The following is a 20,133-nucleotide window of genomic DNA, read 5'->3' as shown; positions in this document are numbered from 1 at the left end:
GATAAAGTTTTAGCAAAGGGCCCTGCGTCCTGAACCAATAGCAATTAAACCTGGAGTGTACTTCGTGGATATGCCTGCGGATAAATTTCGGGGGGAGGCGCTCCGAAGCGGGCGTTCCCTCTCGGTCAATAATGAAATAGCTTGGCACGCCGTCTTAAGGACGGTGTGCTGATGGAGTTTCTCGATAACGTCGGACGCAATCGTCTGGGAGACGCACTCGCTAAATCCATCGATGAGGGCGCCAAGCTTTCAATCATCAGCAGTTACTTTACGGTCTTTGCTTTCTCTGAGCTCAAAGAAGAGCTGGAGAAGCTTGACTCAGTGCGTTTTCTCTTTAGCGAACCTACGTTCGTTAAGCGCATGGCCACCGATAAGGATCCACGCCAGTTTGCCATATCGCAATGCTCGCGCGAGCGTGGCGTGGGCGGCTTGGGTCTCGAGCTCACGCTGCGCAACAATCTCAATCAACGCGCCATTGCCCGTGAGTGCGCCGAATGGGTGCGCGCTAAGTGCGAGTTTCAATCTGCCAAGATGAACGGGGCAATTCAGCCCGGAGGCACCTATATAGTCGAGAACCCCAATGGCGACGACCATGCTTTCATGGGTGCCGCCGCTGACTTTACCCAGGAAGGACTTGGTTACGAGCGCCGCCCCAACACCGTAATGGGCGTAAGCCACTACGAGGGCGCGACGGAAACTGCCGGCCTAAAGGCGATGTTTGAGTCCGTCTGGGATAAGCCTGCGATGGTCGCCGATGTTACCGATGAGGTGGCGGCGCAGGTAGGCACGCTCTATCGTGAGAATCCGCCCGAGTTCGTTTATTTCCTTACGCTTTACCACTTGTTCCGCGATTACCTTTCCGACGAAGATAACGATTTGAGGCCCGGCCTTAAGTTTGAGGAGTCCGTTGTCTGGAACAAGCTCTACGACTTCCAAAAGGACGCCGTGGTGGGCGCCATCCGAAAGCTCGAGAAGTACAAGGGCTGCATCATTGCGGACAGCGTTGGTTTGGGTAAGACCTATGAGGCACTCGCCGTTATTAAGTACTACCAGGAACGCAATGACCGCATTCTGGTACTGGCACCTAAACGCTTGCGCGATAACTGGACGCTGTGGACGCAAGATAACGATGACCGCAACCCGTTGGCGGACGATCGTCTTAACTACACCGTACTCAATCACACCGATCTGTCCCGTTATGCGGGCATGAGCGGCGATGTCGACCTGGAGCACCTACGCTGGGGCCACTATGACCTGCTGGTGATCGATGAGAGCCATAACTTCCGTAACAAGAGCACGGATTCCGAGAAAAAGGACCGTTACACACGCCTCATTGAGGATGTGATTAAGAGTGGACGGCGCACCAAGGTGCTGATGCTCTCGGCTACGCCTGTGAACAATCGCCTGCTGGATCTGCGCAACCAGATTGAGCTCATCACCGAGGGCGATGATGCGTATCTGGCGGATACTGATGGTATTGAGTCGATTACTCAGGTGTGCCGTACAGCACAAGCGCGCTTCAACGAGTGGAGCAAGCTCGACGATGCCGAGCGCACCACCGAGAGCTTCGTCAACGCCGTCAACGCCGATTACTTTAAGCTGCTCGACGTGCTTACCATCGCGCGCAGCCGCAAGCATATCTCTAAGTACTATGGCGCCGCTTCGGGTACGTTCCCGCAGCGTCGCAAGCCCCTCTCTATTACCACGCCAATCGATTTGGCGGGGGAGCTTCCTCCTATCGCTGAGCTCAATGACATGATCGCTCAGCTCACGTTTGCGCAGTATCAGTTGCTTTCTTATGTACGCAGCGATAAGCGTCGTAAGTACGAGGATCGTTACGGCGACACCTGGGGCAAGGACTTTGAGAGCCAGGTCCACCGTACGGGTGCTGTTGCCAACCTTATGCGCGTAAACGTGCTCAAGCGAATGGAATCTTCGGTTAACAGTTTCCGAATCACGCTCTCGCGCATCCTGGTGGGATGCGAGGAGCTTCGCGCGCGGCTCGATGACCCTGCGGCCATGGGAGCGGGAAGCTATGATGCGGCGGGCATCGAGGATGGCATGGACGACGATGATGCCGAGGAAATCGAGCGCGGTGGCAAGGTGCGCGTCGACCTGCGCGATGTCGATGCCTTGCGTCTGGGCAGCGATCTGGACTTTGATATCACCGTGCTGCGCCGCCTACTCGACTATGCCAATGCCGTAACGCCTGAGCGCGATGCTAAGTTGGATGAGCTCTACAAGTTTATAGTCGATAAGGTCAATAACCCCTACAACCCCGGCAACCGCAAAGTGCTCGTATTCACGGCGTTTGGGGACACGGCGGACTATCTATTTGAGCAGCTATCGCCTCGTCTTAAGAACGAACTCGGCCTCGAGTGCGCCGAGGTTGCCGGCAGCGCAAACCGCACCTATTCGCTTAAGTTGCGCCGCACCACCTTCGAGAACATCCTGGCGTACTTTAGCCCGCGCTCCAAGGAGCTGCCCGAGGCGTCTCTCGCCGCTGGTGAAATCGACGTTGTCTTTGCCACGGACTGCATCTCCGAGGGCCAAAATCTTCAGGACTGCGACTGTCTCGTTAACTATGACATTCATTGGAATCCGGTGCGCATTATCCAGCGCTTTGGTCGTATCGACCGTTTGGGCTCCACCAACACGCAAATTCAGCTGGTGGACTTTTGGCCCGACATTGCGCTCGATGAGTACATTCAGCTCGAGAGTCGCGTAAAGGGTCGTATGGCCTTGCTCGACGCCTCAGCCACCGGCGAGGAGAACGTGCTGGAGTCCAAAGCGACGGGCGAGATGAACGACCTCAAGTATCGTCGCCAGCAACTTCAGCAGCTCAAGAGCGAGGTGCTGGACCTAGAGGATATTTCAGGCGGCATCTCGATCACTGACTTCGCCTTTGATGATTTTCGTGTTGAATTGCAGCGCTACGAAAAGGAGCACCCGGGTCTTTTAGAAAACTCGCCGGCTGGTATGCATGCGGTGGCGCGCATTCCCGATGAACTGCGTGGATCCGTGGCGCCGGGCGTGGTGTTCTGTTTGGCGCAAAACGATGAGAATGCGAACCCCAAGGACACGAATCCTACCTTCCCGTATTACGTGGTGTACGTATCGGCCGACGGCGATGTGTTGACCAAACATACACAGCCCAAGCATGCACTCGATATGATGCGCGCCTGTTGTGCGGGTGAATCCGAGCCAATTGCGGAGTTGTGTCGCGACTTTAACCGTGAGACGCGCGACGGCGAGCGTATGGGGGCTTATACCGAGCTTTTGGACAAAGTGGTTGCCACCATTAGCGGCGTGCAGCAGGACAAGGGCATTGAGAGCCTGTTCTCGCTGGGCGAAGTGGGAACGGGCACGAGCCTTGGCTTCGACGATTACTCGCTGATCAGTTTTGCGGTGTTGCGATGAGAGGTTTTGACTGGAACGACGTGTTCTGTTTGCCCGATGCCGCTCTGGCGGGCGATAGACGCATACCCAAGACGGTACTCACGCGCCAAGCTCAGCTTACAAAGACCGAGCAGAAAGTGCTTGATCGTGTAGCCGTGCTTACACACTTTGCCACCGTGCAAAAGTCCACGACGCGCATCGCACCCGTTCAAGATGATGAACACGATATTCAAAGCGTGCTCATCCTTCGGTGCGAGCTGTCTCGTGGGGCGGCTTATGCCGAAGTGGCAAGGCTCGTCCACAAGTGTTTCCCCAATCCGACGGTGATTCTGTTTGGCGGCGAGGACGAGGCTTGCATTTCGCTGGCAACGACGCGTAAGAGCCTTGCTGAGCAGGGTGCCATGGTGATTGATGACGTTGAGTCAACGGGGGCATTCGATCCTGGTGACACACGGTATGCACCGTTTTTGGATGCACTCGCGTTTGAGCAATTGCCACAGGTGAATCTTCTGGTCTATCTGCGCAGCATTGCCTGGGCAGTGCGACTTTCACGCGCGGTTCCGTCTCTAGGATTCTTTCCGACGTGCGCGGAACAGGATTATGAGCGTCTGGAGGGGTTGGTGGCGCGGAGAGATGCGCTTGCCTCCCAAGTAGAGGACACCAAGCGACGACGCCGCGATCGGGAATTGACCCTGAATGAATCTGCGCATCTGCGTATGGAGCTCAAAAAGCTGGAAAAGGAGCTCGGTCAGACGACCGACGAGATAAAGGAGATCTGCAATGGCTAAGATCGAGAAGATGAGTCTCGAGTCCGAAGACCTCGTGGAAGACCGCCTTGCGCGTCTTAAGGAGTTGATGCCCGAGGTATTCACTGAGAGCGGTATCGACTTTGACAAGCTGCGCTTGGAGCTTGGTGACGAGGTCGACGAGGGCCAGGAGCGCTACGCCTTTACCTGGCCTGGCAAGATGGACGCCATTCGTCAGTCGCAAACGCCGAGCACTGCCACGTTGCGCCCTTGCGTTGAGAAGAGCCGTGGCCGCGATGGCGAGGACGGCAGCTTTGACTCTGACAACATCTATATCGAAGGCGATAATCTTGAGGTGCTGAAACTGCTGCAGAGCGGCTATCACGGCAAGGTCAAGATGATCTATATCGATCCACCCTATAACACTGGTAAGGATTTCGTCTACAAAGACAAGTTCGGCGACACGATCGAAAACTACAAGAAGCAGGCAGGGTTGGCCAACCAGTCCAACGCCGATACGAGCGGTCGCTACCACAGCGACTGGTGCTCGATGATGTATCCCCGGCTGAGACTCGCCCGTGAACTTCTAACCGAAGATGGTGTCATCTTTATTAGCATCGATGACAATGAGGACCGCAATTTACGCATCATTTGCGATGAGGTATTCGGGGAGACTAATTTCCTAGCTCAGGTTGTATGGGAAAGAGCTTATTCTCCTATCAATTTAATGAAGCATTTTTCTCCGTCTCATGACTACGTTCTTTGCTATGCAAAGAACGTAGAAATTGCGATTTGCAACGGTATCGCAAGAAGCGATGAAGCGAATAATCGATATGCAAACCCAGACAACGATCCGCGGGGTGTTTGGAAAGCGAGCGATTTGTCAGTTGGCCCCGCAGTTGAAGAGAACATTTACGAGATTAAGACGCCCTCTGGGCGTCTTGTAAAGCCTCCAGCTGGGCGCAGCTGGAGGCTTTCCCGAACTGCGTTTCGGGAAAGGCTCCAGGACAATCGAATATGGTTTGGTCCAAAAGGGGATAACGTTCCCGCTATGAAACGCTTTCTCTCTGAATTGCGCAAGACCGGCGTTACTCCGATGACGATTTGGAAATACGAGGAAGTCGATCATTCTCAGGCCGCCACTCAAAAACTAGCAAAGATGTTTGACGGTAAGAAATACTTTGACTACCCAAAGCCGGTTAAGCTGCTAGAAAGATGTCTTGAACTGTATACGACCCAAGATTGCATCGTTGTTGACTTTTTCTCGGGTTCTGCGACTACTGCACATGCAGCTATGAATTTAAATACTAAAGATGGCGGTAATCGTAAGTACATCATGGTTCAGCTTCCTGAACCAAATTGCTCAAGCCGCGATGCCTTCAAGGACGGCTATGCCACCCTTTGCGATATCGGTGAAGAGCGCATCCGTCGTGCAGGCGATAAGATCAAGGCCGAGATTGAAGATGCCAACGTTCAGCTTAAACTTGGCGAGGAGTCTAAGAAGCTGCCTGACATCGGTTTCCGCGTGTTTTCGCTCGATAATTCTGGCATCGAAAAGCCCCAACCCGGGCAGCTTGTCCTTGACGTGGTCAAGCCCGACCGTTCCGATATGGATATCGTCTTTGAGATGATGCTCAAATGGGGACTCGAACTCACGCTTCCCGTCGAGAAGGAGGAAGTTGCCGGCTATCCCGTATATTCTGTCGCTTGTGGCGAGCTTGTGTGCTGTCTGGCGGACGGCCTTACCATGGAAGCGCTCGATGCTATTGCCGACATGGAGCCGCGCCGTGTGCTCATGCGCGACTCGATCCTTACCGATACGCTCAAGCTCAATGCCGTCCAGGCGTTTAGGCGTGTGGAGGAACGGGCCGGTTACGAGGTACAGCTGAGGACGGTGTAACGCATGGCTTTGGAAATAAAATATTCCGCTGATCAGGAGCACCAGGTCGAGGCCGTCAACGCCGTCTGTGATTTGTTTCGAGGCCAGGAGTTTATGGACTCTGACTTCGTTGCGGAGATGGGTACCGGCATTCTGGAGGGACAGGTTACTCAGGTGGGCCATGCCAACGGCCTTCGGCTCTCGGCGGCCCAGCTCGAGCGTAACCTGCATGTGATCCAAGAAGGTAACGCGCTCGCTCCGTCGAGCGTTGCTACTGACGGGCATCTGCGCGATTTTACCGTCGAAATGGAAACCGGTACGGGCAAGACCTATGTCTATATTCGCACTATCTACGAGCTCAATCGTCGCTATGGGCTGACCAAGTTCATTATCGTGGTGCCGAGTGTCGCCATTCGCGAGGGCGTTAAGAAGAGCTTCGAGAGCACCAAGAAGCACTTCGACATGCTCTATGACAAGGCACCGCTCGAGTGCTTCGTCTATGACTCCAAAGACATGGGGCCGGTGGGTAGCTTTGCCACCTCGAGCTCCATCCAAGTGATGATCATTAATATCGGTGCCTTCGACAAAGATAACGACTTCGATGACGATGAGATCGCCGGGCCCACCGGTGGTCGGGATAAGCGTAACCTGTTCCACCGTCCGAGCGAAAGGCTCATCGGTGGACAAAGTCCGCGCGAGCTTGTAAGCTCATGCAATCCTATCGTCATAATCGACGAGCCGCAGAGCGTTGACTCTACAGCTAAACGCAAAAAGGCTATCCGAAGCCTGAATCCGCTGTTCGTGTTGCGTTATTCGGCAACCCACAAGGAGGCATATAACAAGGTTTATCGCTTGACGCCTGTCGACGCCTTTCAACGCGGACTGGTCAAGGGCATCACCGTCGATTCGGTGCTCTCGCAGGAGGACCTGAATGGCTCGTATGTGAGGCTTGAGTCTACAAAGATTGCCTCGCCCATTACGGCTAAGCTGACAATTGATGTGCGCCAGAAGGATGGTTCTCAGAAGCGCAAAAAGGTAAACGTCAAGACGGGTGACAACCTGTTTAACAAGAGCGGCGAGAATGCCGACTATGAGGCCGGCTGGATTGTGAATAACATCTCCGCCGCTGCTGGCGACGAATGGGTCGAGTTCCAGAACGGCGAACACATCGAGCTTGGTCAGGCCGTTGGTGATGTTGCGGCCGAAGCTATCAAGCGCGCGCAAATCAAGAGCACCATCGAGGACCATCTGCAGCGTCAGCTCGAGCTTGCCCCGCGCGGCATCAAGGTACTTTCGCTGTTCTTTATCGACAAGGTTGAGAAGTACCGCCTGTATGATCCGGTGCGAAACGGCGAGTATGCGCAGATGTTCGAGGAGGAATATACCGCAGCGGTGAATTCGCCCAAGTGGCGCAAGCGCTATGCCGAAGCTGGCGTGAAATTGGATACGGATGCTACTGCGGTACATTCGGGCTACTTCTCGCAGGACGGCAAGGGGCATCTTAAGAATACGTCCGACGCGGCGTCCTCGGCTGCTGACATCTCGACCTTCGAGACTATCATGCGTGATAAGGAGACGCTACTTTCCTTCCCTGCGGACGGCGATGACGACGAGACGCGCGCAAAGAAACGTATCCAGTTTATCTGGAGCCACTCCGCCCTTAAGGAGGGCTGGGATAACCCTAACGTGTTCCAGATCTGCACGCTGGTGGAGACCAAGGACAAGCTGACTAAGCGCCAAAAGATCGGTCGCGGTCTTCGTTTGTGCGTAGATCAGAATGGTGAGCGCTGCTATGACGAAGGCGTGAACGTACTGACTGTCATCGCAAACGAGAGCTATGACTCGTTTGCCAATGGCTTGCAGTCTGAGTTTGAGGAGGATGGCTACAAGTTTGGCATTCTCACCGCTGAGTCTTTCTCGAATGTCGTGGTGGAACGCGAGGACGGAACCGAGGAGCTCTTGGGCTTCCAGAAGTCTAAGGCCGTCTTCGACTCGTTTAAGGACCAGGGGCTCATCGATGATAAGGGCAAGATTACACCCGAGCTCAAGCAGGCGGCCGAGCAGGGTAGTGTCCCTGTTCCCGAGGGTCTGGAAAACGTTAAGACCGAGGTTGAGCGCATTATCCTCAAGAAGGCTCAGAAGCTGCAGATTCGCGACAAGGCCAAAGAGGTTGAGGTTAAGCTCTGCAAGGATGTGACTGCCAACCCTGCTTTCCAGGAGCTTTGGGAGCGCATTCGCAAACGCACACGCTTTGAGGTCGATGTGGACTCCGACAAGCTGGTCGAGGACGCGTGCGAGGAGATTGCCAAGATGCCTGAGGTGAAGGCGCCTGAAATCCTGAGCACGCGTGCGGATCTGACCGTAGATACAGCTGGAGTGAATGCCGAGGCGCGCTCGACCGCGCTCGTGCGAACGGCGGGTCGCGCAGTGTATGACTTGCCCGATCCTATCGCGGAGCTGCAGGATGCCGTCGGTCTTACCCGTGCTACCATCAAGCGCATTCTTGAGGGTTGTGGCCGCTATGACGAGTTTGCTCTCAATCCCGCGTTGTTCCTAGCCCAGGTGGCTTCTAAGGTGAACAAGGTTAAGGCCGTGGCAATTGCCAAGGGCATTAAGTACACCAAGCTGCCCGAGGAAGATTGGTACACGATGAAAGATTTGGACCCTGGTGATCTTAAGGCCTATGTTGGCCAGAACGCTTGGGAGTCCGCGCACCACAAGAGTCTATACAACTACGTTGTCTACGACTCGTCGTCGGTTGAGAAGCCGTTTGCCGTTGAACTTGATCAGGCCGAGGAGATCAAGGTGTTTGCCAAGCTGCCGAGCAGCTTTAAGATCGATACGCCGTTAGGAGCCTACAACCCCGATTGGGCCTACGTGCAAGAGATCGAGGGCGAACATCGCGTGTATTTTGTTACCGAGACTAAGGGCGGCGGAAACAACGATATCCATACGCGCCCGACCGAGCAGGGTAAGATCAATTGTGCCGAGAAGCACTTCGAAGCCATTTGGGAACCTGACTTCTTCTACAACGTAAAGACGACATATCGCTCGTAAGTATTGAGGGGGCGCTGAAGAACCATCTTCAACGCCCCCCCCTATCGTGGACGTTCGGTTGTGATTTCAAGTTTCGCTCGCACCATTGCAATCTTGTGTGCGTAGTATCAGGAAGAAGGCTAGACTGCGAGGGGCATCGGTCTTATGCGGCTAATGGGCTGGAAGGGCTTTCGGCATGAATGGGACGGGAGGGTTCAACTTCTAGTTTTAAGCGAAGATGAACTCAAAATCCTCCATATCCTCAAGCCTCTCTTCGGATGATTTCGCAATCTCCTGCAGCTCGAGATCAAGTGCTTGCATGATGTGCTTGTGTCTGAGATTGGGCTTCTTCACCAAAGACCACTTCAGCTGCCCCATGGCGTAAACGGCGAAGGTAGCCATCTCAGGGTAGCTGAGCTCCATTGGATTCTTCGAGAAGTATATCCTGCCAGCATCGATACCCGCGGCAACTGAATGTGCCAGGAACAGCATGGTGGCGAGCTTAGGATGTTTCTCCCTGTTCTTGGAGAACGGGATGGACTCCTTCACGCTATGCCCCTCATGGATTCGTTTGGAGAAGTATGAGGCTCGCACCGCGATCTCGGCGAGCATGGTGGGGATGCTCTGTGCGCAGAAGTGTTCGAAGTCGTAGCCTTCGTAGTACATGCCTTGGACAATCTCAGCGACTGTTTGCTTCTCTGTCCCAAGTTCGCCAAACTGCATAATATTGAACAGCCCCATGAGGGGCGCCGGGAGACCCATGGCGGTGTTCACATCGGTTTTGAGATGGATGAACTGCCTGATGAGGGCTTCGGCAACGGTCGATGCCTTGCGATCTGTGTATCTGCCAATTTGTTGAACTACTACGTTGCCGGTCTTGTCGACGGTGGTAATGGTTCCGTTGAGGATGTCTCCCACGCCCACTACAAAACCCAGCAGCGGGTCATGGCCTAGCGAGTAGAGCCTGTGCATCGTAGGGTATAGTCCTTCAACCCACGTTTCGGTAAAGCCGGCATTATATTGTGCGTCATACGGGACCTTTGCTACGGGCGTTGCGGAGAGCTTCTTCATTTCGTCTTCGGGAAGCCATTTCTTAAACTGGTCGCGGACGTAGTTCTCAAGGGGCTGTGCTCGTAAGCCCTGTTCATGAGTTCTAGCGGGAACGCCGACTAGGAACATGTCCACTGCGGCAGCTAGAATTCCCGACATCACTGCAATGCCGATGTCAAACTTGTCAAGGCGATGCTGTGCGGCGAATTCCTCATTTAGAGCGGCGAGTTTGCTGTCAACTTCGTCACAGTCTGACTGTGTCAGGAGGCTGTCGAGTCTATCGTCTTCCGAAACGGATTTGTTCGCTTGTGTTGCCATATCATTCCAGGTTGGAACGACAATGAGTGACGATGTGTATTCCTCGGCCCCAGTTTCATCCTCGGGAGTGAGGCTATCTTCCACATTTGTCTCTTCGAGAAGCTCAGCATTTGCCACGAGTGTAGCGATGCGATTCTCATGATCTAGGAGGATCTCTTCGATTTCCCTATGCGGGCCCTTCTTTTTCCTAAACATGGGAGATCTCTCAATCTAGTTCCTCGGCGTTTTTCGAAAGCGATTCCTTCTGTATCTCGAGCTTTCTGATTTTTGTTTCGAGTTCTCGTATCTTTCTTTTATCTCTGAAACTTTTCTTCTGTATTGACTCAAGCGCTATGAGTTTGGCTTCTTGCTTCCTGATTATTTTTTGAAGCTTCGAAAACTCTTTCTCTGCTTCGTGCTTCTCTAGGCTTTTTCCGAGGAAGAGGCCCGCAGCAAGGGTGCCAAGTGGTGTGACGATCCTCTTCCAGTTCTTGCTCAGGAACTGGAGTGCTTTATTGAAAAATGATCCCATCGACTCGCTCCCTGGCAATGACTGAATCCGTTTACACATTTTACCTTGAACCCTGTGCCACTGACTCAGTTGCCGGCTCATTGGGGGCGATCGATGGCGATCGGTGAGTGTTCGGCGGTTTGGATATACTTGCAGAGCTCACGTGGAGTGGATTGCTTTCAGCTTAATTGGTGAGGCGGCGGCGCCGACAGTTCGATAACGCCACCGCTCTGTCTCTAAACCCCCGCAATCCCGCGCGCCGCACTCAGCAGCTCGTACTCCCTCTGGCTCCACTGGCGCAGTTCGGCCGCGCGCACGGCGTCGCGGCACAGGTCCAGGAATACCTCGGCTTCCTCGTAGAAGCACTCGCGGGCAAAGGCGCCAGATCCGTCCGCAACGCACATGCCGTCTGCAAACAACTTCCAACTCGACGGCTCGCGCGAGTCGTCTCCGAGCAGCTTGATTTGCAGTACGTGCGGATTGCCGGCGGCGCAGAGCTCTTCCTCGAGCTTCTGTACCGTAAAGCGCATCTGGTGGGAGAGACTGCTCTTGACCATGGCCGAGGCATGGCCGTTCGGCTTGTCCAGAAGATGTATTCGTTTTGGCTTGGCTGCCAGGTTGTGGAAGTTGCGCTCACTGCGCACGGAGAAATTGTCCATACGGACTCCTTTCATCGATGTTGGCAGGGCCACCGTGCCTCTTGGCCGGTTGGCGTCGGGATCGTGGAGCCAACTCTCTACCCCGACTCTGGATAAAACGCGCCCGCTCCTTGCGGGCACGATGGAGTCTATCAGCGCGCGCGGACAATAATCAAGCGCCGCCTGCGAAATGATGTGCAGACGGCGCTTGATTACGCGGCAATTATTCGGCCAACATTCGGAAAAGTGTCGAAATATGCGTTATAAAAGTACGGAAAAGTGTCGAAATCGGCACCTCAAAAGTACGGAAAAGTGTCGAATCTGACGGTCTCAACATCTGGAAAAGTGTAACTGGATAACAAAACAGCACGTAGAATCTGGTGCTACATATGGACGCTTCAGCCGCCCTCAGCCCTCGCTACTCGTCCCCGTCGTTGGGGTCGCCCTTGAGGTTGTTGACGTCGAGGTAGTCGTTGCTCTCGTCCTCTTTTTGCTGCGTTGCCGATTCGGACTCGACGGGGCTGCGGAACAGCTGGAATCCCTCAAATGCGATTACGCCAAGCAGCACTACGACGATCGCTATAAAGATAATCTTTGCTACTGGATTGAAATCCAAAAAGCGCGGCGCCTCTTCTGCGGCGTAGTAGTCGCCATAATAATCGTCGTTATCAGTGTGGCTATCGGTGTATGAGGATGTGGGCATAGCTTGCGCATGGTCGTCCGGCTCGTATTCGGAAGCGGACGCGGCGACAAGTGGATTTACCGGCTCGCCGAGCGTCGGCGCGCCGGCAGATGTTTCGTCCAGATCGGCATCAGCCCAGGAATCGAAGGCGAGCTGACGGGTCGCAAAGTCGTCGAGATCTGCAATGGGCGGTTCGGGCGCAAGATGCTGCGCCGCGGCGATAAACGATGCCGTCTCGGAAGGATCGCCTGCCGAATGGGTTTTGCCGCTCATGTGCTCGTCGGCGGTCCAAGGGCGATCGCTCATCACGTCGTCGAGGCTCAACGCAAACAGATCGTCTTCGCCCTCGTCAAACACGCGTTTCGCATGCCTGGCGGCAGAAGCGAAGCCTCCGCGGTCGTTGCGTGATGCGTTGCTCGACCCCATCTTGTTCCATCCTTTCGAACCGTCTATCTCATCGATTATATGGAACTTGCCTTGCGGCCGACTCTCGGATTCGTGCATTCCAGAACTCACGCCCAAAAGGGGAGGGCGATCCGGCCGAGTTGCCTACTTGTCGCCGGCCGCCGCCTTGGCCTCGTTGAGGTAGCTATAGAAGCTGTACTTAGAGATGCCAAAGAACTCGCAGGCACGCTCGCTCGACTTGGAAATGAGGAAGGCGCCGCGACGGTCGAGGTAGCCAATGGCGCGAATGCGCTCATCTTTGGTCATAAGGGCTGCGGGCTTGCCCACGTATTGCTCGCACTCGCGCAGCAGATCTTCGAGCAAGTCGCCGATGGTTTTGGTAATGGGCTCGGGCTCGGTGTAGCCCGTGCCGTCGGTGCCGGTAAAGGCATCGAGCGAGCGCTCAAAAGCTTTCATGAGCGTAATGTCAAAGTTAATGCCCAAAATGCCGACAGGCTTGCCCTCGTCGTTGCGGATAAAGATGGTCGAGGACTTAAGCAGCTTGCCATCGGCGGTTTTGGTGAGGTATGGCTCGCGGTCGTGTACGTCGGTGGTGTCCTCGTGCATGGACTCAAACACAATATGGCTGGGACCGTCACCCAGTTTGCGTCCGCTTACATGGCCGTTTTCGATCACTACGATGGAGTGGTCCACGTCCTCGGTCTCCAGATCGTGGACGACGACTTCGCAGTTGGGGCCAAACTGGAGCGCCAGGCCGTGTGCAAGGCGCTTAAAAAACTCAATCTGTGCGGGGGTCATGGGTGCCTTCCTAAAAATTAGTTTGGGCACACTTTGCCATAAACCCCACTTGTTCGCAAATAACGAAAGCGTCGCAGCGTTATGAGCGAAACACCGCCCGTTGGTTCCAGGCCTAAAGCCGGGTTGAGGTAAACCATGTAAAGGGGGCGCTCTGCCAACCGGCGGGGTGCCCCCTTTTTGCATCGTGGGCGTGCGGGATAAGCGCTTTCGATGTAGATGCCCCGCGACGCGCGTTATGGGTACGATGGCTTCTGGGGAGGTATCGCCATGAAACTTGGATGCGTCATTATGGCTTCGGGCGAGGGCAAGCGGTTTGGCTCTAACAAGATGCTTGCCGATATCTATGGCGAGCCGCTGATTGCCCGGACCATCGATTCGGTTCCCCGGGGCTTTGACGTTGTGGTTTCGACGCGTTGGCCCGAGGTTGCTCAGATTTGCGAGGACAAGCATTGCCCGTGCGTGCTGCATGATGGCGAGCTGCGCAGCGAAAGCGTCCGTGCGGGCCTTTCGTGGGGAGTCGATCACAACTGGAAAGGTTGCCTCTTTTTGCCGGGCGACCAGCCGCTCGTGAGTTCTGATTCCTTTGAGGCCATGGTTCGCGCGTTTGACGAGTGTGGCAGCAAGCATCCGGTACGTCTCGCGTGCAACGGTGAGCCTTCGAGCCCGGTGCTCTTTCCGGCGGAACTGTTCGATGCGCTTATGTGTCTTGAGGGCAAGGACGGCGGCGGTTCGATTCTCAAGAACCGCACCGACGTGGTGCTGGTCGAGGCGCGTGCCTACGAGCTGTGGGACGTCGATACCGCCAAGGGCCAGCGCCGCGTCTCAGAACACGTTGCGGCCTGCTACGCGCCTCGCTAGCAGGGGGTGCCGCCAGGGTAGCTAATTTGGGACGGGGCTCTTTTAGCTACCCTGCCTACCTGATGATTTTTCTCTCAACATGGGGTAGCTAAAAGAGCCCCGTCCCAAATTAGCTACCCCTGGAGGCTGGTGGCGACGATGGGGCGGCCGAGGGCAGCCTCGAAGCGGTCGGCCATCGTGGGGTCGCTGAGCGCGTCGACTTGGTTGAGTATGACGTGCGCGGCGTCGAGCCTCAGCGCCTGCATCTCGGCATTGAGCACCTGGGCGACGCGCTCGGGCGTGGCGGTATCGGTGAGCTCGCAGCCGCAACGCTCGCAAAAGAGCTCGGGGCGGTGGACGGCTTCGTTGATGGGCTTGCCGAGCCCCGAGGCGCCAACGATCCAGACGATGTTGGCCGTGCCAGAGGGAATCACCGGCTCCCAGGCGGCGTGGGCCTTGAGCGGGAGCCGCTTGCTGCCGTCCGCCTCGGCCAAGACGTAGTTAAAGCGCTGTGCTAGCTCGCCGAGCGGCTCGGCGGGGGCAGAGAGCTTGCCCGTCTCGGGGTCCAAGACACCTGCTTGGCAGATGCTTCCCCGCGCAAGGCCCGTGCAGGCCTCGCAGGTGCAACCGGGGACATGTGAGGCGCCCGGCTTCCAAGGTGCGGCGTCCAGGCGACGACTCGACCCGTCCCATGGCACGCCGGCGACGGGAAACATATGCGTGGTGGTGCAGAGGAGCACGCGGCCGCCCGCGCGCATAAGCTCAAGGCCGAGCGCCTTGAGCAAGGTCGACTTGCCACCGCTGCCGATAATTGCGGTGATGCCCGGCTCGAGCTTGAGCGCGGAGGCAAGGTTTCCGCTCGTCGTTTCCATCTGTTCACCGCCGTATAATACTGTGATAATAAATAATCATCAGAGTAGCGGTCGAACCGCTTTTGCTCTGCTCAAACCGTAGCACAGGGAGGTGCCCCGGAAATGCTCGTTTATGTTCGCGGCGCCGGCGATATCGCCACGGGCGTCGCCGCCCGTTTGGTGCGCGCCGGCGTGTCGGTTGTCATGGCCGATATCGCGGTTCCCACGTGTATCCGTCGCACGATCAGTTTTTGCGAGGCCATTCGCCTGGGCGAGGTTCAGGTCGAGGGCATTCGCGCTCGCTTGGCGCAGACGCCGGCAGAGGCGCTTGCAATTACCCAGGCCGGAGATGTTGCCGTTGTGGTGGATCCCCAGGCCAAGATGCTCGGCGAACTTAAGCCCGCTGCTGTGGTCGACGCGATCCTGGCCAAGCGCAACTTGGGCACCACGCGCGATATGGCGCCTGTCGTCATCGCCGTAGGACCGGGCTTTACCGCGCCGGTCGATTGCGATGCCGTGGTCGAGACCATGCGCGGGCATTTCCTCGGCCGCGTCATCACCCAGGGCTCGCCCCAGCCCAATACGGGCGTGCCGGGTGTCATCGCCGGCTATGGCAAGGAGCGCGTTATCCACAGCCCCGCCGCCGGCGTGTTTAGGTCCGACCATGTGATTGGCGACATCGTGAGTGCCGGCGATGTGATCGGGTATGCGGGCGATGCGCCCATGGTCACGCAGATTGACGGCTGCTTGCGCGGCCTTTTGGCCGACGGCGTTCTGGTGACCGAGGGCTTTAAATGCGCCGATGTCGATCCACGCGGCGATGCCAGCTATATCAACTATATTTCGGACAAGGCGACGTCGGTCGGCGGCGGCGTGCTCGAGGCGCTCGCCATGTTCACCGACGTTTTTAGGGGATAGGAAGCGACGATGGAAAAGCTCGATGTGGTGAATGCTGCGCTTGGCGCTCTGAAGGCTGGTAAGACGTGCGAGCTGGTGGTAGTGGCCGGCACGGCAGGGTCGTCACCGCGCGGTGTGGGCGCATGGATGGCCGTCTTTGCCGATGGCAGCCAAGCGGGCACCATCGGCGGCGGTAAGATTGAGCTCCTTGCGCTGGCCGAGGCGCGCGAGCTGTTGGCCGCAGGGCAGTCGCGCCTGGTCCGCTACACCATGGGCAGCGAGAACTCCGATACCGGCATGATTTGCGGCGGAGCCATCTGCCTGTGCTATCTGCACCTGGATGCATCGCAGGCGCCGTTGTTCCAGTCGGTTGCCGACGTCTTGGCGTATCGACGCATCGGCGACTTCGTCATCGACTTTGAACCGTTTATCGCAAGCGCGCTCGAAAGCGACGCTGCCGAATACCATGGCGAGGAGTCGCGCCGCACCATTGTGGGTTGCCCCGGGCTTTCGCTGACGGAAGAGGGGAGTAAGGTCACCTACACCAACGCCGCCTCCGAGATTCCCCCGGCGCACATCGAGACGCTTTGCCCCGAAGGCCTGACCTACATCTTTGGCTGCGGTCACGTGGGCGCCGCGACGGCGCGCGTGCTCACGGCGGCGGGCTTTGCCGTCGTGGCGTGCGATGACCGCCCCGGCACGCTGACGCCCGAATGGGTGCCCGGCGTCTACGACCGTCGTCTGGTCGACTACAAGAACCTGGACGAGCAATGCCCGATCGGTCCGCGCGATTTGGTAGTCGTCGCCACGGCGGGCCACAAGTCCGATATCGATGTGGTGATTCAAGCCTTGCGCGCCAAGCCCGCCTATTTGGGTTGCCTGGGTTCGCGCCGCAAGACGGCCTTTGTGCGGGCTCGCTTGGAGCAGGAGGGCTTTACGCAGGACCAGATCGACGAGCTACACCTGCCGATCGGCGTTGCCATTCAGGCCGAGGATCCCGAAGAGATCGCCATCTCCATCGCCGCCGAGATGATCCATCTGCGTCGCACCAAGCTCGTCCCCCGCAAGCGCTAGTCGCATCCCAGAGGTAGCTAATTTGGGACGGGGCTCTTTTAGCTACCCTGCCTGCTCGATGATTTTTCTGGGACGGGGATTTAAAAATCATTAGGTACGCAATGATTTTTAAATCCCCGTCCCAGAAAAATCATCTCGAGGCGTTCGCTCACTGTTGGGTAGCTAAAAGAGCCCCGTCCCAAATTAGCTACCCCAGCCCTCTGCCGCATGCGGGTCAAAATGCTACCTGTGCCATATGCCCTATAATGTCCGCCCGTTGGGCGGCATAGGGCCGCTGCCTAGGTTTGGCGGATCCTCCATTGCCGTCGCCGCACTTGTCGCCGTCGTCCTCAACCTGGTCCTGCCTCGCCAAAAATAACGCCCCATATATGAGTTGCGGTGAAATACGGATTGTTTAAGCCGGTTAAGCCGTCAAACAGTCCCTATTTCACCGCAACGGCTTTTTGGGACCCATTTGTGCGGGGGAGTTGTGGAGTTGTGCAGGCAGACGATGTTTTTCTGGAAATACGCACCCAATGCGCGTATAGTACCGATTGTTTTGTCGGCTCCTGCTGCGTCGAGTCCAAACCGCGAAATGCCATGAGCGGCGCGGATGCAGTCAGGAGGCACGAGGACAACCCACCGTGGCCACGCCCCGTGCTTAAAACCCCAAGAAGGAGTGAACAATGGCAGAAGAGAAGTATGTGCCGCGTCTGAAGGCCAAGTACAACAACGAGGTCAAGCAGCAGCTTCAGGACAAGTTCCAGTACGAGAACGTCATGATGATCCCCAAGTTTGAGAAGATCGTCGTGAACATGGGTGTCGGCGAGGCCGCTACCGATTCCAAGGCCATCGACGGTGCCGTGCGCGACCTGCGCGCCATCACCGGCCAGCAGCCGATGATCACCCGTGCCCGCAAGTCCATCGCTACCTTCCGCCTGCGCGCTGGTATGCCGATCGGCTGCAAGGTTACCCTGCGTGGCGACCGCATGTGGGAGTTCTTCGATCGTCTGACCTCCGTCGCTATCCCCCGTATCCGCGACTTCCGCGGCATCTCCGCCAAGAGCTTCGACGGCCGTGGTAACTTCTCCATGGGCGTCACCGAGCAGCTCATCTTCCCCGAGATCGACTTTGACTCCGTCGATCACCAGCGTGGTATGGACATCACTTTCGTGACCACCGCCAACACCGATGAGGAGGCCAAGGCCCTTCTGGACGCCTTTGGTTTCCCGTTCAAGAAATAGGTTCACCTGCCCTATAAGCGCCGTTCCCACAAGGGGGCGGCGCTTGGGGCGAACAATACTCTATGTGAGGAGGATATAAGTGGCTAAGACATCGATGATCGTCAAGTGCAATCGCAAGCAGAAGTTCTCTACTCGTGAGTACACGCGCTGCCAGTGCTGCGGCCGTCCGCACTCTGTGTACCGCAAGTTCGGCCTGTGCCGTGTCTGCTTCCGCGAGCTTGCACTCAAGGGCGAGCTTCCCGGCGTTAAGAAGGCCAGCTGGTAAGTCACTACCAGCGTTTCAAGCATCCGTTTGGAACAGGGAAAACGTGCTAGTTAGGCTTTGCCGTTAAGGGCGGCGAAGAACCAAGAGCACGTGTTCATCAAGAACGAAGGAGAATCTGTATGAACCTTACAGACCCGATCGCAGATATGCTTACGCGCATTCGTAACGCTAACTCTGTGAACAAGGCCACGGTCTCCATGCCGAGCAGCAAGAAGCTCGTCGAGATTGCTCGTGTTCTGCACGAGGAGGGCTACATCGAGGGCTACGATGTCGAGGACACCGTTCCCCAGAAGACTCTGCACATCACGCTTAAGTATGGTCCCAAGAAGGCTAAGGTCATCAACGGCATCCGCCGCATTTCCAAGCCGGGCCTGCGTAAGTACACCGGCGTTGCCGACATGCCCCGCGTCCGCGGTGGCCTTGGTACCGCCATTATTTCCACCAGCCATGGCGTCATGACCGACCGCGATGCTCGCAAGCACAACGTCGGCGGCGAGATCATCGCTTACGTCTGGTAATTCGCTCGGTAGGTAGAAGGAAAGGAGATCACCGTGTCTCGTATCGGTAATAAGCCTGTCCAGATTCCCGCCGGAGTCGAAGTGGCAGTCAACGGCAACAACGTTGTCGTCAAGGGCCCCAAGGGCCAGCTCGAGCTCGATGTCTATGAGAAGCTCGCTATCAATATCGAGGACAACGTCCTCACCGTTTCCCGTCCCGACGACGAGCGTGAGACCCGTGCCCGCCACGGCCTCACCCGCGCCCTCATCCACAATATGGTTGTTGGCGTTTCCGAGGGCTTCGAGAAGAAGCTCGAGCTCGCCGGCGTCGGTTACCGCGTGCAGCAGAAGGGCAAGAACCTCGAGTTCTCCCTGGGCTTCTCGCACCCCGTGATCGTCGAGGCTCCCGAGGGTATCACCTTCGAGGTTCCCGACAACACCCACGTGAACGTCAAGGGTATCAACAAGCAGCAGGTCGGTCAGATCGCCGCTGAGATCCGCGGCCACCGTCCTCCCGAGCCTTACAAGGGCAAGGGTATCCACTACGTTGGCGAGCACATCCGCCGCAAGCTGGGTAAGGCCGCCAAGTAGTCGTAACCGACTCACTCGCATAAGACCAGCACCCCGTTAGGTGCTGGCAAGATCAACCTTTTTAGGAGTTTACGTATGAACAAGCATAAGGCGAAGCTGGAAGGCCTCAAGCGTCGTCAGCGTCGTGTTCGCGGCAAGATCTCGGGTACCGCCGAGCGTCCGCGTCTTCGCGTGACCCGTACTAACGCCAACATCTATGCCCAGATCATCGACGACAGCAAGGGCTCCAGCCTGACGCTCGTCTCTGCCTCGACCCTCGAGGCCGAGTTCAAGGGCACCCACACCTCGAACAAGGAGGCTGCGGAGAAGGTCGGTCAGCTCGTTGGCAAGCGTGCCATCGAGGCCGGCATCACCAAGGTCGCCTTCGATCGCGGTGGCCGTATCTACCATGGCCGCGTCAAGGCCCTCGCCGACGGTGCTCGTGCCGCCGGTCTCGAGTTCTAGGAGGTATGTAGCA

At 56.7% G+C, this 20,133-nt stretch carries 18 protein-coding genes and 1 riboswitch; of the genes, 12 read left to right on the top strand and 6 right to left on the bottom strand.

Going from position 1 to position 20,133, the window contains the following annotated elements:
* Window positions 1–141: 141 nt before the first annotated feature.
* The 4 genes from ACTQXI_RS06770 to ACTQXI_RS06755 are packed head-to-tail and all read left to right on the top strand — an operon-like array spanning window position 142 to window position 9,081.
* On the top strand, window positions 142–3,420 hold the full coding sequence (locus ACTQXI_RS06770; protein WP_427717656.1) for a helicase-related protein: 3,279 nt from the start codon (window positions 142–144) through the stop codon (window positions 3,418–3,420).
* Window positions 3,417–4,187, top strand: a complete 771-nt coding sequence (locus tag ACTQXI_RS06765; protein WP_427717659.1) for a DUF4391 domain-containing protein — start codon at window positions 3,417–3,419, stop codon at window positions 4,185–4,187. Before ACTQXI_RS06770 ends, ACTQXI_RS06765 begins: the two co-directional genes overlap by 4 nt.
* Entirely contained in the window at window positions 4,180–6,045 is a 1,866-nt protein-coding gene (locus ACTQXI_RS06760) for a site-specific DNA-methyltransferase (RefSeq protein WP_427717661.1), read from the top strand. The genes ACTQXI_RS06765 and ACTQXI_RS06760 overlap by 8 nt, the downstream gene beginning before the upstream one ends.
* Before the next feature lie 3 nt (window positions 6,046–6,048).
* Window positions 6,049–9,081: a restriction endonuclease gene (locus tag ACTQXI_RS06755; RefSeq protein ID WP_427717663.1), complete on the top strand. Its 3,033-nt coding sequence runs from the start codon at window positions 6,049–6,051 to the stop codon at window positions 9,079–9,081.
* Window positions 9,082–9,288: 207 nt separating this feature from the next.
* On the opposite strand, the gene ACTQXI_RS06750 is transcribed toward ACTQXI_RS06755, so the two are convergent.
* The 5 genes from ACTQXI_RS06750 to ACTQXI_RS06730 all read right to left on the bottom strand — a co-directional run bounded on the left by ACTQXI_RS06750 (window position 9,289) and on the right by ACTQXI_RS06730 (window position 13,441).
* Complete coding sequence (locus ACTQXI_RS06750; RefSeq protein ID WP_427717665.1) at window positions 9,289–10,623, bottom strand: hypothetical protein; 1,335 nt, start codon at window positions 10,621–10,623, stop codon at window positions 9,289–9,291.
* A gap of 10 nt (window positions 10,624–10,633) precedes the next feature.
* Window positions 10,634–10,939 carry a hypothetical protein gene (locus ACTQXI_RS06745; protein WP_427717667.1) on the bottom strand — a complete coding sequence of 102 codons (306 nt, stop codon included), beginning with the start codon at window positions 10,937–10,939 and terminating at the stop codon, window positions 10,634–10,636.
* A 215-nt stretch (window positions 10,940–11,154) separates the two neighbouring features.
* The gene (locus ACTQXI_RS06740; protein ID WP_441548438.1) at window positions 11,155–11,577 is read right to left on the bottom strand and encodes a hypothetical protein; all 423 of its coding nucleotides are present in this window, start codon (window positions 11,575–11,577) and stop codon (window positions 11,155–11,157) included.
* Window positions 11,578–11,585: 8 nt separating this feature from the next.
* A riboswitch (SAM riboswitch) is annotated at window positions 11,586–11,676 on the bottom strand.
* 298 nt (window positions 11,677–11,974) lie between these two features.
* Entirely contained in the window at window positions 11,975–12,664 is a 690-nt protein-coding gene (locus tag ACTQXI_RS06735) for a hypothetical protein (protein WP_441548437.1), read from the bottom strand.
* Window positions 12,665–12,787: 123 nt separating this feature from the next.
* On the bottom strand, window positions 12,788–13,441 hold the full coding sequence (locus ACTQXI_RS06730) for a helix-turn-helix transcriptional regulator (RefSeq protein ID WP_441038800.1): 654 nt from the start codon (window positions 13,439–13,441) through the stop codon (window positions 12,788–12,790).
* A gap of 267 nt (window positions 13,442–13,708) precedes the next feature.
* Here ACTQXI_RS06730 and ACTQXI_RS06725 point away from each other — a divergent pair, with 267 nt between their 5' ends.
* Complete coding sequence (locus ACTQXI_RS06725; RefSeq protein WP_441537924.1) at window positions 13,709–14,299, top strand: nucleotidyltransferase family protein; 591 nt, start codon at window positions 13,709–13,711, stop codon at window positions 14,297–14,299.
* A gap of 113 nt (window positions 14,300–14,412) precedes the next feature.
* Here the strand turns inward: ACTQXI_RS06725 and yqeC are convergent, their stop codons facing one another.
* Complete coding sequence (gene yqeC / locus ACTQXI_RS06720) at window positions 14,413–15,150, bottom strand: selenium cofactor biosynthesis protein YqeC (RefSeq protein ID WP_441548436.1); 738 nt, start codon at window positions 15,148–15,150, stop codon at window positions 14,413–14,415.
* A gap of 102 nt (window positions 15,151–15,252) precedes the next feature.
* On the opposite strand from yqeC, the gene yqeB reads away from it, so the two are divergent.
* The 7 genes from yqeB (at window position 15,253) to rplR (ending at window position 20,120) form a co-directional block, all read left to right on the top strand.
* Window positions 15,253–16,047, top strand: coding sequence for a selenium-dependent molybdenum cofactor biosynthesis protein YqeB (gene yqeB / locus ACTQXI_RS06715; protein WP_441042533.1), 795 nt, complete (start codon window positions 15,253–15,255; stop codon window positions 16,045–16,047).
* 9 nt (window positions 16,048–16,056) lie between these two features.
* Window positions 16,057–17,100 (top strand): XdhC family protein, encoded by a 1,044-nt coding sequence (locus ACTQXI_RS06710; RefSeq protein WP_441548435.1) that lies wholly within the window; start codon window positions 16,057–16,059, stop codon window positions 17,098–17,100.
* A 665-nt stretch (window positions 17,101–17,765) separates the two neighbouring features.
* On the top strand, window positions 17,766–18,323 hold the full coding sequence (gene rplE, locus ACTQXI_RS06705; protein ID WP_154516073.1) for a 50S ribosomal protein L5: 558 nt from the start codon (window positions 17,766–17,768) through the stop codon (window positions 18,321–18,323).
* A 79-nt stretch (window positions 18,324–18,402) separates the two neighbouring features.
* Window positions 18,403–18,588: a type Z 30S ribosomal protein S14 gene (locus ACTQXI_RS06700; protein WP_441548434.1), complete on the top strand. Its 186-nt coding sequence runs from the start codon at window positions 18,403–18,405 to the stop codon at window positions 18,586–18,588.
* 119 nt (window positions 18,589–18,707) lie between these two features.
* Complete coding sequence (gene rpsH, locus ACTQXI_RS06695) at window positions 18,708–19,106, top strand: 30S ribosomal protein S8 (protein ID WP_006235262.1); 399 nt, start codon at window positions 18,708–18,710, stop codon at window positions 19,104–19,106.
* A 33-nt stretch (window positions 19,107–19,139) separates the two neighbouring features.
* Window positions 19,140–19,676 (top strand): 50S ribosomal protein L6, encoded by a 537-nt coding sequence (gene rplF, locus ACTQXI_RS06690; RefSeq protein WP_370450587.1) that lies wholly within the window; start codon window positions 19,140–19,142, stop codon window positions 19,674–19,676.
* 75 nt (window positions 19,677–19,751) lie between these two features.
* Window positions 19,752–20,120 carry a 50S ribosomal protein L18 gene (gene rplR, locus ACTQXI_RS06685; RefSeq protein ID WP_118270231.1) on the top strand — a complete coding sequence of 123 codons (369 nt, stop codon included), beginning with the start codon at window positions 19,752–19,754 and terminating at the stop codon, window positions 20,118–20,120.
* The last annotated feature ends 13 nt before the right edge of the window (window positions 20,121–20,133 follow it).

The sequence above is a fragment of the Collinsella sp. LCP19S3_C9 genome (genome assembly GCF_052121575.1).
GTDB lineage: Bacteria > Actinomycetota > Coriobacteriia > Coriobacteriales > Coriobacteriaceae > Collinsella.
The sequence above is the reverse complement of the archived record's forward strand: the minus strand, read 5'-3'. Positions and strand labels throughout refer to the sequence as shown.

Coding starts and splice junctions, on each gene's coding strand:
- ACTQXI_RS06765 (WP_427717659.1), top strand. CDS start 3,417: ATGAGAGGTTTTGACTGGAACGACGTGTTCTGTTTGCCCGATGCCGCT.
- ACTQXI_RS06760 (WP_427717661.1), top strand. CDS start 4,180: ATGGCTAAGATCGAGAAGATGAGTCTCGAGTCCGAAGACCTCGTGGAA.
- ACTQXI_RS06755 (WP_427717663.1), top strand. CDS start 6,049: ATGGCTTTGGAAATAAAATATTCCGCTGATCAGGAGCACCAGGTCGAG.
- ACTQXI_RS06750 (WP_427717665.1), bottom strand. CDS start 10,623: ATGTTTAGGAAAAAGAAGGGCCCGCATAGGGAAATCGAAGAGATCCTC.
- ACTQXI_RS06745 (WP_427717667.1), bottom strand. CDS start 10,939: ATGGGATCATTTTTCAATAAAGCACTCCAGTTCCTGAGCAAGAACTGG.
- ACTQXI_RS06740 (WP_441548438.1), bottom strand. CDS start 11,577: ATGGACAATTTCTCCGTGCGCAGTGAGCGCAACTTCCACAACCTGGCA.
- ACTQXI_RS06735 (WP_441548437.1), bottom strand. CDS start 12,664: ATGGGGTCGAGCAACGCATCACGCAACGACCGCGGAGGCTTCGCTTCT.
- ACTQXI_RS06730 (WP_441038800.1), bottom strand. CDS start 13,441: ATGACCCCCGCACAGATTGAGTTTTTTAAGCGCCTTGCACACGGCCTG.
- ACTQXI_RS06725 (WP_441537924.1), top strand. CDS start 13,709: ATGAAACTTGGATGCGTCATTATGGCTTCGGGCGAGGGCAAGCGGTTT.
- yqeC (WP_441548436.1), bottom strand. CDS start 15,150: ATGGAAACGACGAGCGGAAACCTTGCCTCCGCGCTCAAGCTCGAGCCG.
- yqeB (WP_441042533.1), top strand. CDS start 15,253: ATGCTCGTTTATGTTCGCGGCGCCGGCGATATCGCCACGGGCGTCGCC.
- ACTQXI_RS06710 (WP_441548435.1), top strand. CDS start 16,057: ATGGAAAAGCTCGATGTGGTGAATGCTGCGCTTGGCGCTCTGAAGGCT.
- rplE (WP_154516073.1), top strand. CDS start 17,766: ATGGCAGAAGAGAAGTATGTGCCGCGTCTGAAGGCCAAGTACAACAAC.
- rpsH (WP_006235262.1), top strand. CDS start 18,708: ATGAACCTTACAGACCCGATCGCAGATATGCTTACGCGCATTCGTAAC.
- rplR (WP_118270231.1), top strand. CDS start 19,752: ATGAACAAGCATAAGGCGAAGCTGGAAGGCCTCAAGCGTCGTCAGCGT.